This window comes from Collinsella aerofaciens, assembly GCF_040910265.1.
Lineage (GTDB): Bacteria > Actinomycetota > Coriobacteriia > Coriobacteriales > Coriobacteriaceae > Collinsella > Collinsella aerofaciens_BK.
Window position 1 is genome coordinate 82,643 of record NZ_JBDGAW010000001.1, and the last position, 13,608, is coordinate 96,250.

At 57.9% G+C, this 13,608-nt stretch carries 15 protein-coding genes; 8 read left to right on the top strand and 7 right to left on the bottom strand.

Features of this window, described 5'->3' with window-relative positions; all coding sequences use genetic code 11:
- Positions 1 to 90: 90 nt before the first annotated feature.
- Entirely contained in the window at positions 91 to 978 is an 888-nt protein-coding gene (map, locus tag AB5Z14_RS00330) for a type I methionyl aminopeptidase (RefSeq protein WP_195535546.1), read from the bottom strand.
- 160 nt (positions 979 to 1,138) lie between these two features.
- Positions 1,139 to 1,915, bottom strand: a complete 777-nt coding sequence (locus AB5Z14_RS00335) for a radical SAM protein (protein WP_117766558.1) — start codon at positions 1,913 to 1,915, stop codon at positions 1,139 to 1,141.
- A 225-nt stretch (positions 1,916 to 2,140) separates the two neighbouring features.
- On the opposite strand from AB5Z14_RS00335, the gene AB5Z14_RS00340 reads away from it, so the two are divergent.
- The 8 genes from AB5Z14_RS00340 (at position 2,141) to AB5Z14_RS00375 (ending at position 9,036) form a co-directional block, all read left to right on the top strand.
- Positions 2,141 to 2,938 carry an alpha/beta fold hydrolase gene (locus AB5Z14_RS00340; RefSeq protein ID WP_368129852.1) on the top strand — a complete coding sequence of 266 codons (798 nt, stop codon included), beginning with the start codon at positions 2,141 to 2,143 and terminating at the stop codon, positions 2,936 to 2,938.
- A 212-nt stretch (positions 2,939 to 3,150) separates the two neighbouring features.
- Positions 3,151 to 5,031, top strand: coding sequence for a diguanylate cyclase (locus AB5Z14_RS00345; RefSeq protein WP_368129853.1), 1,881 nt, complete (start codon positions 3,151 to 3,153; stop codon positions 5,029 to 5,031).
- A 24-nt stretch (positions 5,032 to 5,055) separates the two neighbouring features.
- Positions 5,056 to 5,412 (top strand): Hpt domain-containing protein, encoded by a 357-nt coding sequence (locus AB5Z14_RS00350; protein ID WP_368129854.1) that lies wholly within the window; start codon positions 5,056 to 5,058, stop codon positions 5,410 to 5,412.
- Between the two features lie 251 nt (positions 5,413 to 5,663).
- The gene (locus AB5Z14_RS00355) at positions 5,664 to 6,203 is read left to right on the top strand and encodes a hypothetical protein (protein WP_368129855.1); all 540 of its coding nucleotides are present in this window, start codon (positions 5,664 to 5,666) and stop codon (positions 6,201 to 6,203) included.
- 8 nt (positions 6,204 to 6,211) lie between these two features.
- On the top strand, positions 6,212 to 6,541 hold the full coding sequence (locus AB5Z14_RS00360; RefSeq protein ID WP_368129856.1) for a helix-turn-helix domain-containing protein: 330 nt from the start codon (positions 6,212 to 6,214) through the stop codon (positions 6,539 to 6,541).
- Positions 6,542 to 6,687: 146 nt separating this feature from the next.
- Positions 6,688 to 7,413, top strand: a complete 726-nt coding sequence (locus AB5Z14_RS00365; protein ID WP_368129857.1) for an ABC transporter ATP-binding protein — start codon at positions 6,688 to 6,690, stop codon at positions 7,411 to 7,413.
- Entirely contained in the window at positions 7,410 to 8,234 is an 825-nt protein-coding gene (locus AB5Z14_RS00370; RefSeq protein ID WP_117584142.1) for a hypothetical protein, read from the top strand. Before AB5Z14_RS00365 ends, AB5Z14_RS00370 begins: the two co-directional genes overlap by 4 nt.
- Complete coding sequence (locus tag AB5Z14_RS00375) at positions 8,218 to 9,036, top strand: hypothetical protein (protein ID WP_368129858.1); 819 nt, start codon at positions 8,218 to 8,220, stop codon at positions 9,034 to 9,036. The genes AB5Z14_RS00370 and AB5Z14_RS00375 overlap by 17 nt, the downstream gene beginning before the upstream one ends.
- A gap of 111 nt (positions 9,037 to 9,147) precedes the next feature.
- On the opposite strand, the gene AB5Z14_RS00380 is transcribed toward AB5Z14_RS00375, so the two are convergent.
- The 5 genes from AB5Z14_RS00380 to AB5Z14_RS00400 form a co-directional block, all read right to left on the bottom strand.
- On the bottom strand, positions 9,148 to 9,957 hold the full coding sequence (locus AB5Z14_RS00380; RefSeq protein WP_368129859.1) for a gamma-glutamyl-gamma-aminobutyrate hydrolase family protein: 810 nt from the start codon (positions 9,955 to 9,957) through the stop codon (positions 9,148 to 9,150).
- An 86-nt stretch (positions 9,958 to 10,043) separates the two neighbouring features.
- Positions 10,044 to 10,808: an amino acid ABC transporter ATP-binding protein gene (locus tag AB5Z14_RS00385; RefSeq protein WP_368129860.1), complete on the bottom strand. Its 765-nt coding sequence runs from the start codon at positions 10,806 to 10,808 to the stop codon at positions 10,044 to 10,046.
- Positions 10,809 to 10,844: 36 nt separating this feature from the next.
- Positions 10,845 to 11,678 carry an amino acid ABC transporter permease gene (locus AB5Z14_RS00390; RefSeq protein ID WP_161115083.1) on the bottom strand — a complete coding sequence of 278 codons (834 nt, stop codon included), beginning with the start codon at positions 11,676 to 11,678 and terminating at the stop codon, positions 10,845 to 10,847.
- Positions 11,675 to 12,334, bottom strand: a complete 660-nt coding sequence (locus AB5Z14_RS00395) for an amino acid ABC transporter permease (protein ID WP_368129861.1) — start codon at positions 12,332 to 12,334, stop codon at positions 11,675 to 11,677. Before AB5Z14_RS00395 ends, AB5Z14_RS00390 begins: the two co-directional genes overlap by 4 nt.
- A 139-nt stretch (positions 12,335 to 12,473) precedes the next feature.
- Positions 12,474 to 13,469 carry a glutamate ABC transporter substrate-binding protein gene (locus tag AB5Z14_RS00400; RefSeq protein ID WP_368129862.1) on the bottom strand — a complete coding sequence of 332 codons (996 nt, stop codon included), beginning with the start codon at positions 13,467 to 13,469 and terminating at the stop codon, positions 12,474 to 12,476.
- Positions 13,470 to 13,608 lie beyond the last annotated feature (139 nt).

Below are 13,608 nucleotides of genomic sequence, written 5' to 3' on the forward strand. Positions count from 1 at the left end.
TTTTGGCAGGTTTTATCAGGCAAAACGCTATAAAAACGCCGGGCTTCGCGATGGTTAACATATCCATCGTGAAGCCCGGCGCATCCACGGCTACCAGCTCAGCAGCTCGTAGCCGTCCTCGGTCACCACGAGCTGTACCTCGCACTGGGCCGAATCGCTGCCGTCCTTGGTGCGCACGCACCAGCCGTCGCCCTTGCTGATCTTGATGTCGGGCGCTCCGGCGTTGACCATGGGCTCGATGGTAAAGACCATGCCCGGAGCCATGATGGTGTCCACATCGGGCGCTTCGGTGGTAAAGCCCACAAACGGGTCCTCGTGGAACTCCTTACCGATGCCGTGTCCGCCGTACTCGCGCACCACGCTAAAACCGGCGTCCTCGACCGTCTTTTGCACGGCCTCGGCCATGACGGAGAGCGGCAGCCATGGCTTGACGGCCGCCAGACCCGCCTCCACGCTGGCGCGGGTGACATCGACCAGGCGCTGGCGCTCGGCCGAGACCTCGCCGATGCAGAACATACGGCTCGAGTCGCTAAAGTAGCCGTCTAGGATCGTGGAGCAGTCCACGTTGATGATGTCGCCCTTGTGCAGCACGTCCGTATCGCAGGGGATACCGTGGCAGACCACGTCGTTGATCGAGGTGCACACGCTCTTGGGATAGCCCTCGTAGTTGAGATCGGCCGGCGTGCCACCGTGCTCGACGGTGTAGTCGTAGATCATCTGGTCGATCTGGTTGGTGGTCATGCCTGCGGCGATATGCTCGCCTACGTAGTCGAGCACGCCCACGTTGATGGCAGCGGAGCGCTTGATGCCCTCGATGTCGGCGGGCGTCTTGTAGAGTGTGCGGGGCAGAACCTCCCAGCCCTCTTCCCACAAGCGCTCGAGGCGCTCATCAAAGGCACTGTGGCATTTCTTGTATTTTTTGCCGCTGCCGCACCAGCAAGCGTCGTTGCGGCCAGGCACGGGTCCTTTGTCATACATGGCTAACTTCCTTTCATCCGCAGCTAGTATAGCCCACCCACGCGGCCATAAAAGTTGCGGTGATATAGTTCCGATTTAAGCGGTTTAACAGCACAAATAGGAACTATATCACCGCAACTGATGGGGCGGGATGGCGGGCACTAGCTGCTGCGTGGTTTTGCTAGTAGCTCACCTGGCAGGGAATACCGAGGGCGCGCACGCGCGCGGCAATGGCGTCGAGTACCTCGGGCACTGCTTTGGCAAGGCCGGCGATCGGTGTTTCGCGCGCCACCGTGTAGATGGTCGCCTCCTGCGGGCGAATGCGCTCAAGCGCCGCGAGCCAGGGGGCAACGTACTCCTCGCCGGTGTTGTCGATGGGCTTGCCCCGGTACTCACCGCTCAAAAACATCGTCTGGATAATAACGTGACCGTTAAAGCTTGCGAACGTCTCGATCTGGTGCTTGACGTCGTAGGGGCCAACGGGCTGGTCGAGCAGCTGGATAAACGCCGGGTCGACGGTATCGAGCTTAAGAATGTTGTCGTCGACCATCATGAGCGCGTCGTGCACCTCGGGGCGGTCGGCGCGCGTGCCGTTGGAGAGCACGGCGATCTTGGAGTTTGGGGCAAGCTCGTCGCGCAGCGCGACGGCGCCGGCAATGGCCTGCGGAAACTCCGGTGCGGCGGTGGGCTCGCCGTTGCCTGCGAAGGTGATCACATCGGGGAGCTCGCCCTCGGCTGCCATCTCGCGCAGCTTTGCCTCGAGTGCATCGAGCACCACGGCAGCCGTGTTATACGGCTCGTGGCAGGGGCGCTCGGCGTTGAGGCCGTTTTCGCAGTAAATGCAGTCGAACGTGCAGATTTTGCCGCTGGCCGGCATCATGTTGACGCCGAGCGAGAGACCAAGGCGACGGCTGCGAACGGGCCCAAAGATGGGGCTGGCATTCAAAAACGTAGACATAGGCATATGCTCCTCAAGACAATTGTGCCTAAGCATAGCATCGGCTCCAAAGCAAGGTGTGGGCTCTTGCTTTACAAGTTTCGTTTTTTCACGTCGCTCATGATGCCGTGCCATGAAAAGCCTCGGGTCGGGTACAGTTAATCTGTTAACAAGGCGTAAAGCAATGCGGGTCCATCCAACCGTGCTGACGTGCAACTGGATGAGCATTGATGATGGGGGCACAACATGGATTTTACGGTCGAGAATGCGGGCACCACGATTGCCTGTCGCGAATATGCCGGCCCGGATGTGTCGCCTGATACTCCTGCCTTGGTGTGCGTGCACGGCGCTTGTGTTGACGGCACATTTTTCGACGGCATCGCTTGTGAGCTCAGCCGCAACTACCGCGTAATTGCCTACGACCGCCGCGGCTGTGGTGGCAGCAGCGAAGCGGCAGACGGCAGCTATGATCTTGCCGCTCAGGCCGCCGACCTGCAGGCCGTGATCGAACACGTCGGCGCTCCGACAAATGTGCTTGCGCACAGCGCCGGTACGTTGGTGGCGCTGGAGCTTCTTCGTACCGAACCCCATCTCGTCGACCGTGCGATTCTGCATGAGCCGGCTGTGTCGGCCGAAGGCGTCGGCATGGGCGCAGCTCCGGTTTTGCTCGATATGATTGCGGCTGGAAAGGTTTCAAGGGCGCTCCGGCTTTTCTTGGGAGCCCTCGGCGACTTGGACCCCGAGGCTCCTGGAACGACCGAAGCGGAAGCCAAGCATGCCCTGCGCAACGGCCGCAGTTTCATGGCAAACGAATACGGGATTACTATGACCTGCGTTCCCGATTGGGATAGCGTTCGCGCGTCAAAAACGGTGGCCGCCGTGCTCCTGGGCGAGCTCTCGATTGGCACGCCCCGCGAGGCTGGCACGCGAGCGGCTGCCGAATATCTCGATTGCCCTCTCGTGACGATCCCGGGCGCGCATAACGGTCTGCGCGATCGCCCCGTTACGGCGGCAAACGCCGTTCGCGATGTCTTGGAGCGTTAGCACGCTCGATGACCTGCGGGGAGGGGGGACTGCTAGCGTTTCGTCATTGTTAACGAATGCGCCCATAACCGCGCGCCCGCGGCTCCATTACCGCCGTTTGCCAGGTCATAAAAATGTAACAGCGTTCACGTGCTTACCTGCATCGGCAAGGTGTTACCCTTGTAGCATTTGGAACCCACCGCTACTATGCGAAACTATCGAAAGGGCCCCATATGCTCAATAATCACGAGGCCAATCTAACCGACGAGGAGGCTGCCGCTGAGGTCGCCCGCGTCGCGAAGACCTACCCCGTGGTGCGTTTGCTGTCGGCCGATCAGATTAAGAGCGAGCCTAACTGCCTGCTCGCCGGCAATCGGTGCCCTTGTCTGCGCCAGTCAAGTCTTGAGGCCTTGGCAGGTTCCGATGATGTATCGGAGCAGCTGCTCAATGATGGTACCGAGTACCGCGCTCGCCTGCGCCCTCTGAAGGTCGAGGGCGAGCCTCACGTCCTGCTGATGGTGCGTCCGATCGATGAGCAAGAGGCTGCAGAAGAGGACCTTGTCTACACCGACGTGCTGACGAGTGTGCGCAATCGCCGATATTACGAGGAAAAGCTCCGCAACGCCCGCATGAATGCCGGCGTTGCGGTGATCGACCTTGATGATTTTAGGGTCTTCAACGATACGTGTGGCCGCCATGCCGGCGACCTTGCGCTCGGTGCTGTGGCGACAGCCATACGCAGCGGAATTCGTTCGACTGACGAGCTTGTGCGCTATGGCTGCGACAAGTTTGTGGTTGTCATGCCCAATATTCCCTCCGATGACTTCACCCGTCGCCTGCATCAGGTGTCCGATGCCGTTCATGCCACGATTGTTCCGGGCCATGAGTACGTGAGCTTGACGGCATGTGTTGGTGGCGTTCGCATTCATGGCGAGACGGTTGATGAGGGCGTTGGCCGCGCTGTCCAGTTACTGAGCCGTGCTAAGGCAAAAGCCGGTACGGTCGTGACCGATGGCGATTTCATCGAGGCCTTCCAAAACGAAAAGCCTTTGGTGCTTATCATCGATGACTCCGAGATGAACCGAGCCATTCTCAACGAGATGCTCAAGGACGAGTATTGCATCCTCGAGGCTGATAACGGTCGTACGGCGCTCGATATGGTCGACCGCTATGGCGATGAGTTGTCGCTCGTGCTACTGGACATTGTCATGCCGGACGTGAGCGGCTTTGAGGTGCTGGCCGATCTGTCGCGCCGATCGGTTGTTGACAAACTACCTGTCATCATGATCTCGAGCGAAGATTCCGACGATGTGGTTCTGCGCGCGTACGAGCTGGGCGCCTCGGACTATATCAGCCGCCCGTTTGACTCCCGTGTCGTGCGCCGCCGTGTAAGCAACACCATCCGTCTGTACGCCAAACAGCGCCGCCTGACGAGCCTGCTGTCCCAGCAGTACAACGAGCGCGTCAAGAACAGTCGCATGCTCATCGACATCATGGCCGGCGTCATGGAGCTTCGCAACGGCGAGAGCGGCAGGCACGTTACGAACATCGAGAAGCTGACCGAGCTGCTGCTTGGCTGTCTGGTCCAGCGTAGCGGCACGGTCTCCCTCGACAATGAGGAACGCTCTACGATCGCCCTGGCTTCGGCGCTGCACGATATCGGCAAGATGTCGATTGACGATGCGATCCTCAACAAGCCCGGGCGCCTCACGCCCGAGGAATTCGAGATTATGAAGACGCATACCACGATTGGCGCCAACATGCTGCTCGAGCTGGGCAGCCATCACGCCGGCAATGCGCTTATGGAATATGCGTACCAGATTGCGCGTTGGCATCACGAGCGCTGGGACGGCAAGGGTTATCCCGATGGCCTTAAGGGCGACGAAATTCCCATCGCCGCGCAGGTGGTTTCGGTGGCTGACGTGTACGATGCACTGACGAGCGTGCGCGTGTACAAGGACGCTATCCCGCACGAGGAGGCGATCCAGATGATCCTGGACGGTAAGTGCGGCACCTTTAACCCGCTGCTGCTCGATTGCCTGCTCGAGGTGCAAGACCAAATTGCCGAGACGTTGGCACGCCCTGCCGACGTCGTCGCGTTTCCCACGATTTAGTTTGACCAAAGGAGTTTTTAATCCATGATTTCCATGCGTGAGGCGTATGAGAAGATCGGCGCTAATTATGATGACGCGTGCGCTCGGCTGATGGGCGGGGAAATGCTTGCCCGCTTTGCCCTCAAGTTTTTGGATGACGAGAGCATGGGCAAGCTGGAGGCCGCCATGGCGGCAGGAGACGCCGAAGGTGCGTTTATGGCAGCGCACACGCTCAAGGGCGTGAGCCAGAACCTGGGATTCGATAATCTGTACGAGCCGGCGGTCGTGGTGACCGAGGCGCTGCGTGGCGCCGATGCCGTTGACGGCGCCCGTGATGGGATACATGCGCTGCGACAGCAGTATGCGGCAACGATGTCGGCCCTGCGCGAGGCGGCTGAATAAGAGCTTGCGAGCCTTGATGACTATGAGAGTGGATAATCTCCCGTTTTAGGCCCGGTGGCGGCCTCAAAGTGGGAGATTATCCACTCTCGTTCGATACGTGTCCAAAAATCCACTCTCACCCCTTCTGATTAGTGAATGGCCTATGCGCACTGGCCGGACTTTCCATATGCAACTCATATCGTTGTTCGATAAACTATTCGGAAAACGATAGATTCGATGAGGGTGAGTGTATGTCCAACAGCGTTCAGCGTATGGCCAAGGCGCGCGAAAATATCAGGAAGCTTGGTTTTTGCATGACGGTCGTTTTCGCTGGAATGCTCGTCGCTTTTGCCGCGTTGGTTGTTTACGTGATCTGGTATGCGATTGCAAACGTTGCTTCCGTCGATTCTTTCGGTGTCGTGACGCTTCTCGACGGCGGGCGCATCGTTATCCCAAGCGGACTGTGCATGGCGCTTGTCGCGGGTGTCTCGCTTGTCGTTTTGTGCGGAATCAGCCGTAACATCTCGCGGGGCGTCTCGCCCTTTACCAAGGCGCATGTGTGGCTTATCCGTGTTCTTGCACTTGCCTTTGCTGTTAACGCCGTGGTTTCGCTTGTTGGTGCCTATGGATCGGTCAGTCTCGCCATTGGCGGACTGGAGCTTTACATCGTGCCTCATTCCTTCGTTATTGAGATTTGCCAAGGCGCTACCTTTGATGCGGGGTCGTTTATCGGCGCGGTTGTCTGTTTGTTTATCTCGGCGATCTGGAGTTATGCCTCGCTGCTCCAAGAGCAGTCTGACGAGCTTGTGTAGGAGGAAACATGAGCTATCTCATCATCGAGCTTGAGACGCAGCTGCTTAAGACCGGAAAGACCAGTGCCGATCTGATCCGGGCGACGGGGCATACTCCGGCTAATATTTCAAAGCTGAGAAACGGAAAGATAAAAGCTATTCGCCTAAAGACGCTTCTCGATATCTGTGATGAACTTGATTGTCAGCCGGGAGATATTATTCAGCGCGTGAGCGAGAAAGAGCTCGAGGAACTTATTGTCGAGCGCGCAAAAAATGTCGTAAGGCAACTGCGGGATGGCGGAGGCAACGAGGTGTCGCTTCCGACATCAGTCTTTGCTGTCGATTTGAGCGACGAGTAGCATAAAGCGAACAGTTAAAACGAAATATCAGCGCAAAGGGACCCGTGTCTAACACGGGTCCCTTCATTATTAATTATCTTGACAAATATAAGTTATCGATAAACAATAACTAAAAATAAATACGATATGAGAAGGGGGGGAACGATATGAGCGCACCAGCGGTAAAGCTATCAAAGGTGTCAAAGCGCTATGGGAAACGGCGCGTTTTGCATGACGTTTCCTTCGAGGTGCATCAGTCTGAGCTTTGCGCCCTTGTTGGTGCAAACGGAGCGGGCAAAAGCACGCTCATTAAAATCGTATTGGGCCTCTGCGAGCCATCGTCGGGGAGCGTGGAACTCTTTGGAGGCAAGTCAAAAAGGGAGCTCAGCCTGATGCGGGCGCGTGTCGGCTACGTGCCAGATTCCAGCGGAGCATACCAGTCCCTCAGTGCGGCTGAGAATCTTCGGATCCGATGTGCGGAATGGGGGCTTGATGAGAGCCGTGAGGTTCCTCGCGTTTTGAGTCTGGTTGGACTGGACATCGAAGAGAAAAAGAGCGTGAGCAGTTTTTCTCTGGGAATGAAACGGCGGCTGGATATAGCTACGGCTTTGTTGGGTGACACTGACTTGCTTATTTTTGATGAGCCGGCAAATGGGTTGGACCCGCTGGGCATCGAGAGTATATGGGCCCTTATCGGTCGATTGAATCGGGAGCAGGGCAAAACCATGCTTATCTCTAGCCACGACTTGGATGAGCTGGCATCGGTTGCAACAAGCTGCCTGTTTCTTCATGACGGTGAACTGCTAAAAAAGGAATCGATGGACGTCATAAGGGATGAGGCGCCATCCCTAAAAGAGTATTACAGGCGCTTGATGAAGGCGGTCTCGCTATGAAGCGGGCGATCCATCCCATAAAGGCAGATATGATGCGTTTGCACAGGATATTTCCGGCGAAGTTTGGTCTTGCGCTTATGCTGGCGTTCGGCCTTCTCTTCGGCATCTTTCTAAAAAACGGAACAACGTTGCTCGCCTTTGGCTATGGCGTTTGTGGGGAGGATATTGGTTTCCTCTGGAATGCAATCGATCCTTCTGCGCCTGATGAGTCCCTTGCGCGCAGCGCTTTTGCCGGTACATCCCTGTTCGTTCCACTCATCGTTTGTTTGGTGCTTTTACAGGAGCATGGCTATAAAGAGGGGCACCGAATTTCTTCGGCAAGAGGTCTCAACCGCTTTTATGGGGCTCTAGCCCATGCATTTTCGTCTGCTTTAATAATTGGCGCAGCGTATAGCGCGCTTTGCCTTCTTCTTTTTGCAATAGCCATAATACGTGGAGGGCATAACTACTCGCACAACATACTAACTGTATTTTTGCCTGCAATGATAGTCAACGCCGTATTGGTGATATCGGTTGCGCTGGAGACGGTGACCATCTATCGGATAACGGGCAGCGCTGTATTGAGTGGGGCCGTGGTGATAGTCGGATTTGTCATGAGCTTGACGCTCTACGGAGCCTTCCTTCAGGCACCTATACCATCCTTGCGATGGATCTTCTTCCTTCCGGGGCCGTACCTTGGAGTCGGATGTGCCCTTGGGTATAGCGATATGGGGCAGCTGACGCTTCTGGGATATGGCGTGGCAGCCAGCTGTCTATCGGTATTGATTTACGCTCTCTTGAGCTTTCGCGCTGGGGGTGTGCTCAATGGCTCGTCAGATTAAAAGACTTCTCCAGTCAGAATTGAAGCGTGTGAGCAAATGGGCGTACGCCTTAATCCTGGTAATTTATGCGTACATGGTGATATTGCAGCTTAATTCTTTCCCGATGTGGTTCTGTAGCCTCCGTGAGAACAGTTTCTTGGGTTTTTTCCCAGACCCGACGCTTCGGCTATCGGCGGAGGATGTCCTTCTATTTGGCAATGCAGAGGTTTTTCGCGGTCTGCTGTTCAACGTAGCCCCGTTGGCCCATGCATTGTTCTTTCCGTTCATCGCGGCTTGCATTGTGCCGCGCTTTGTCAGTTCGGGCTTTGTCGAGGAACCGTGGGGGTTGTCGGAGGCTCGGGGAGGGAAGCGTGTGTGCGCTATCGTTGCGCGAGTGGTGCTATCTTCTTTTGCCCTTTTGGGCGCGTTTGTCCTGTCGAGTGTCGTTTTGTACTGTCTTAACTGCGCAATCGTTTCGGATGCTCAGCAGTATTTCAACCTGCATGTATTTTGCTATCGACTTCTTCTGGCGAGTGCCGTCTGTCTTGCATATGTGGTCTCTTGCGTGATTGCTGTTTCCTATTTTGGGGCCGGCTTCGGTCCGATTGGCATGCTGTTGCTTGTCAACGTCGTAGCGATCTACATACAGATCGGGGCCAATTCCATGCTTCCGCTTCCAGCCTCGATGCTCATGTGGATTTGCGGCGTGACCCCGTTGGGGAATGGTCAATGCATCTCGATTTTAATTAACTGCCTAATAAACGTAGCAAGCGTTTTTACCATTTGCTTAACTGTCGACCGATTGCGGTCGAGATTTCTTTGACTGTTTGCGAGGGATGATCATACCGAGCATACCAAATACAGCGGGGGCGGGCACCGTGGCTGGTGTCCGCCCCCGCTGGCTTAGGAGGCTTTAACCTGAGTGGTTCGCGAGCTAACGGGCCTGCTTAACCTTGGCCGCTGCCTCGACAAACGACTTCCACAGGTTAAAGTCGGTCTCGAGCGTCTGCCAGGTGTACTCGGGGTGCCATTGCACGCCCAGGCAGAAGGGCTGGCCCTCGACCTCGATGCACTCGGGCACGCCATCGGTTGCCTGCGCGACCAGGCGCGTATGCTTGCCCAGGCGGTCGACGCAGCAATGGTGCGCCGAGTTGGTCTGGATCAGCCTGTGCCCGCCAACCGCGCGCTCCAGCAGCGAGCCCGGCACGACCTCGACGGGGTGCACGGGATCATTGAGTACGTGGGTATGACGCCACTGCGTGCGGCCCTCGCGCGCGCCCAGACTCGGCACGTCCATGCACAGGGTGCCGCCGGTGGCGACGTTTAACAGCTGTGTGCCGCGACAGGTGGTAAAGAGCGGCTTTTTGGCACGAAGCACCTCGTTGACCAGCTTGAACTCAAAGCGGTCACGAATCTCGCAGCATAGCGTAGGGTCGTAGGGACGCTCGTCGCCCCAGCGCTTGGGATTGACGTCGGGGCCGCCGGGAATGGCGATGCCGTCGGCGATGTCGACGTAATGGCGGATGACCTCGATGTCCTCGGTGATGGACATCTGCAGCGGCAGGCCGCCGGCGGCAAGGATGGCGTCGACAAAGACGCTGGCGATCTCCTCGTTGGGGGAGAGCGTCTCGCTCAAAAACGGCTTCGCTTCTTCCCAGCGCGGCGCGACGAGGATAAGCGGGCGGTCGGCAGGGGCGACGTCGACGTGTGGGGTGTAGGACGATGAAGTGCGAGTTCCGATCATAGGGGTGGCTTTCGATCTGAAGGTGACAGGGCGCATGGGAGATGTGGGACAACACTTCCGATGAATTTGTCCCACGGGGTGGCTGGTTAGTGGCCCTTGATGGAGTTGAGGAAGTCCTGGGCGCGCTTGGTCTGGGGATGGTCGAAGAACTCGTCGGGCGTGCCGGTTTCCACGATCTGGCCATCGGCCATAAACACGACGCGGTCGGCCACGCGACGGGCGAAGTTCATCTCGTGCGTAATGACGATCATCGTCATGCCCTGCTGGGCCAGACGGACCATGACCTCGAGCACCTCGTTGATCATTTCGGGATCGAGGGCGCTCGTGGGCTCGTCAAAGAGCATGGCCTTGGGCTGCATGGCAAGTGAACGGGCAATGGCCACGCGCTGTTGCTGGCCGCCCGAGAGCTGTGCGGGTACCTTATCGGCCTGCTCGGCAACACCTACGCGACTCAGCAGGTCCATGGCATGCTCACGCGCCTCATCCTTGGAGACGCCCAGCACGTCGACCGGTCCCAGCATGACGTTCTGGAGGACCGTCATGTGTGCAAACAGGTTGAACTGTTGGAACACCATGCCCAGTTCGGCGCGCATGCGGGCGAGGTCCTTGCCTTCCTGTGGCAGGGGCTCGCCCTCGATGAGGATCTCGCCCGAGTCGATGGTCTCTAGGCGGTTGATGGTGCGGCACATGGTCGACTTGCCCGAACCCGAGGGACCAATCACGACGACGACTTCGCCGCGATCGACCGACAGATTGATGTCGTTGAGGACATGCAGATCGCCATAGTGCTTATCGACATGCTTGAGCTCGATCAGCGGCCGCTTGTCGAAAGAAGTAGTGCTCTGTGCCATGATGCTCGGCTCCTTATGCCTTAAAAACGTGGGTACTTAGCGGATGATGGTCGCGCCGGTCTTGTGCGAAACGTAGACGGCGGCCTTGTTGATGGCGACGTTGATGAGAATGTAGATGACCGCAATCACCAGATAAACCGACACGAGAGCGTCGTAGTTGGTGATAAGCACGCGGGCGTTTTGCATGAGGTCGGGATAGCTCACCACGTAGGCGACGGTGGTGTCCTTGACCACGACCACGAGCTGCGAGATCAACGACGGGATAATAAAGCGAATTGCCTGGGGCAACACGATTTTAAAGGTGATTTTAGCTTTGGAGAGGCCGAGTGCCTGGGCGGCTTCGACCTGGCCGCGCGGCACGGCGTTAACGCCGGCACGGAAGATCTCGGCAAGTACGCCGGCTGCAGCGAGCGCGACGGGAAGCGTGAGCATCCAAAACGACGGCAGCGCGATCTTGTACTGGGGCAGCACCAAAAAGAAGAAGTAGATGAACAGCAGACTCGGCACGCCGCGGAAGAAATCGGTGAGCACGCGGCAGACCAGCTGCAGCGGCTTAATGTCGCTGGTACGGCCGAGCATAAGGGCTAAGCCCAGCACCAGCGCGATGGCGCCAGCGGTGAGTGCGACTTTGACGGTGCCCTCAAAGCCGGCAAGCAGGAACTTCCAGGTAGTGAGGTGCGTAAAGAAATACCAATAGTGGACCGAAAGCTGACCGGTCACATAAAAGCGCTGCAGTACCAGAGCGATGAGCGCGGCCACGGCAACAAGCGAGATGGCGGTGCCGATGCGAATCTTGGCGCGCATCTTGGGGCCGGGAGCCTCGTAGAGCGCATCGCGCATGGTAAGCGCAGGGGAGGAATGCTTGCTCATCGGAGGATCCTCACCTTCTTGTCGATGTAGTTGCCAATGTGGCTCACCACAAAGGCCGTGCCCAGGTAGCCGAGCGCCGAGATAAAGAACGCGGCGACGCCACCGAGCGAGCGCGTGTTGATATAGCTCACCACGCCGGTGAGCTCCTGCGGTTTAAGCGGCACCTGACTGCCGAGCGCGGTGGTGAGCATGACGGCGATAAAGAGGTTGGTCATGGGCAGCACGCTCGAACGCAGTGCCTGCGGAATCACAATTTTGGCGAGGATACGGTTGAAGTTCATGCCGAGCGAACGGGCTGCCTCGACCTGGCCCACGCCCACGGTGTTGATGCCGCTCATAAAGTTCTCGGAACCAAAGGCAGAGCCCAGCAGCACCGTGGCGACGATGACGCAGGTGCGATAGGGCAGAACGATCTTGAGCGGCGGCAGCGCGTAGACGACGATGATGAGCAGCGCGATGCCGGGGATGTTACGGAAGACCTGGACATACAGGTCGCCAAAGACGCGCAGCGGCTTGAGTGGCGACACGCGCATTACGGTGGCAGCGACGGCCAGCACCATGGCGATGGCAAACGACTCAAGCGTCATGCCCCAGGTTGCGAGTAGCGCGTCGATATAGTTCTGGCCATAGAGCGACCAGAGCTCGGAGAGACTCATGCGGACCTCCTGCCGATAAGGAAAGGGGCTCCCGTGTGTACGGAAGCCCCGACAACTCAGTGAGGAAACAGTTTAGCGCAATAAAGCACATCGTGCGTTTCCGTATGGTTTCGTAGCGGCTGTTGCCCAGCTTACGAGCCTAGGCGCCGACCTCGGGCAGCTCGGGAACATTGGTGTCGCCCGTACGGTCGCCGATGCAGATCTGCCACAGCTCGGTCCAGGTGCCGTCGTCCTCGATCTTCTTAAGGAAGTCGTTGACGAAGGCGACGCCGTCGGAATCGAGCGGCAGGCCGATGCCGTAGGGCTCCTTGCTGCCGAAGGGCTTGCCGGCGATCTTGTACTTGCCGGGCTCGCGCACCAGGGCGCTCTGCTGCATGTTGTTGTCGATGACATAGGCGTCAACGCGACCCTGCAGGAGTGCCTGACGGGCCTCCTCGTCGGTCTTGAACTCCTGCTGGCTGGCCTTGGGAGCGAACTCCTCCAGGATGGCGGGGCCGTTGGAGCCGGACTGGACGGCGACGTTCTTGTCGGCCAGGTCGTCGACGCTCTTGATGTCGTCGTTATCGGCGAGCACCAGGATGGCCTGCTGGGTGTAGTAGTAGGGACCGGCAAAGGAGACGAGCTTCTTGCGCTCATCGGTGATGGTGTAGGTGGCGAACACAGCGTCGACCTGGCCGTTCTGCAGTACGGACTCGCGCGTGTCGGAGGTCACCTGCGTGATCTCGACTTTGTTCTCGCCCAGGATGTAGTTGGACAGGAGCTGTGCGATACCGGCGTCGAAGCCGCGGGTTTGGCCGTCCTTCTCGTTAAGGAGGGAGAAGAGCGTGGAAGTCTGAACGCTACCGATCTTAAAGACGCCGGCGTCCTTGACGGCCGTGGCCCAGGTGCTGGCGGCGATGGTGTCGTCATCGGCCTTGGGGCCGTCGTTGACGAGCTTGTCGAATGCCTTGGCGTCGAGCGTGGTGGAAGCCTCGGTATCTTCGGAGCTCTTGGAGGAGCCGGCGGCGGAACCCTTGTCGGCCTCGGCGCTGGTGTCGGAGCAGCCGGCAAGACCAAGGCCGGCGACGGTTGCGAAGGTGGCGGCAACGAAGCCGCGGCGGTCGAGAACGACCTGCTGGGAGAGGTTCTTGCTCATAGGAGAACACCTTTCTCAATAAAATCCCTAGCGGTTGAGTAGAGTTATACCCTATCGCGCTCAAATGGGTCAACACGAAATAACTCAGAAACATACTTGCCTTATGGGTTATTGTATCTACCAAAAAGGGACAGGTTTA

What these genes read in the sequence shown, in the direction of transcription:
- AB5Z14_RS00335 (WP_117766558.1), bottom strand. Translation starts at nt 1,915, where the DNA reads ATGTCTACGTTTTTGAATGCCAGCCCCATCTTTGGGCCCGTTCGCAGC.
- AB5Z14_RS00370 (WP_117584142.1), top strand. Translation starts at nt 7,410, where the DNA reads ATGAAGCGGGCGATCCATCCCATAAAGGCAGATATGATGCGTTTGCAC.
- AB5Z14_RS00340 (WP_368129852.1), top strand. Translation starts at nt 2,141, where the DNA reads ATGGATTTTACGGTCGAGAATGCGGGCACCACGATTGCCTGTCGCGAA.
- AB5Z14_RS00390 (WP_161115083.1), bottom strand. Translation starts at nt 11,678, where the DNA reads ATGAGCAAGCATTCCTCCCCTGCGCTTACCATGCGCGATGCGCTCTAC.
- AB5Z14_RS00375 (WP_368129858.1), top strand. Translation starts at nt 8,218, where the DNA reads ATGGCTCGTCAGATTAAAAGACTTCTCCAGTCAGAATTGAAGCGTGTG.
- AB5Z14_RS00380 (WP_368129859.1), bottom strand. Translation starts at nt 9,957, where the DNA reads ATGATCGGAACTCGCACTTCATCGTCCTACACCCCACACGTCGACGTC.
- AB5Z14_RS00385 (WP_368129860.1), bottom strand. Translation starts at nt 10,808, where the DNA reads ATGGCACAGAGCACTACTTCTTTCGACAAGCGGCCGCTGATCGAGCTC.
- AB5Z14_RS00360 (WP_368129856.1), top strand. Translation starts at nt 6,212, where the DNA reads ATGAGCTATCTCATCATCGAGCTTGAGACGCAGCTGCTTAAGACCGGA.
- AB5Z14_RS00400 (WP_368129862.1), bottom strand. Translation starts at nt 13,469, where the DNA reads ATGAGCAAGAACCTCTCCCAGCAGGTCGTTCTCGACCGCCGCGGCTTC.
- AB5Z14_RS00395 (WP_368129861.1), bottom strand. Translation starts at nt 12,334, where the DNA reads ATGAGTCTCTCCGAGCTCTGGTCGCTCTATGGCCAGAACTATATCGAC.
- AB5Z14_RS00350 (WP_368129854.1), top strand. Translation starts at nt 5,056, where the DNA reads ATGATTTCCATGCGTGAGGCGTATGAGAAGATCGGCGCTAATTATGAT.
- map (WP_195535546.1), bottom strand. Translation starts at nt 978, where the DNA reads ATGTATGACAAAGGACCCGTGCCTGGCCGCAACGACGCTTGCTGGTGC.
- AB5Z14_RS00345 (WP_368129853.1), top strand. Translation starts at nt 3,151, where the DNA reads ATGCTCAATAATCACGAGGCCAATCTAACCGACGAGGAGGCTGCCGCT.
- AB5Z14_RS00355 (WP_368129855.1), top strand. Translation starts at nt 5,664, where the DNA reads ATGGCCAAGGCGCGCGAAAATATCAGGAAGCTTGGTTTTTGCATGACG.
- AB5Z14_RS00365 (WP_368129857.1), top strand. Translation starts at nt 6,688, where the DNA reads ATGAGCGCACCAGCGGTAAAGCTATCAAAGGTGTCAAAGCGCTATGGG.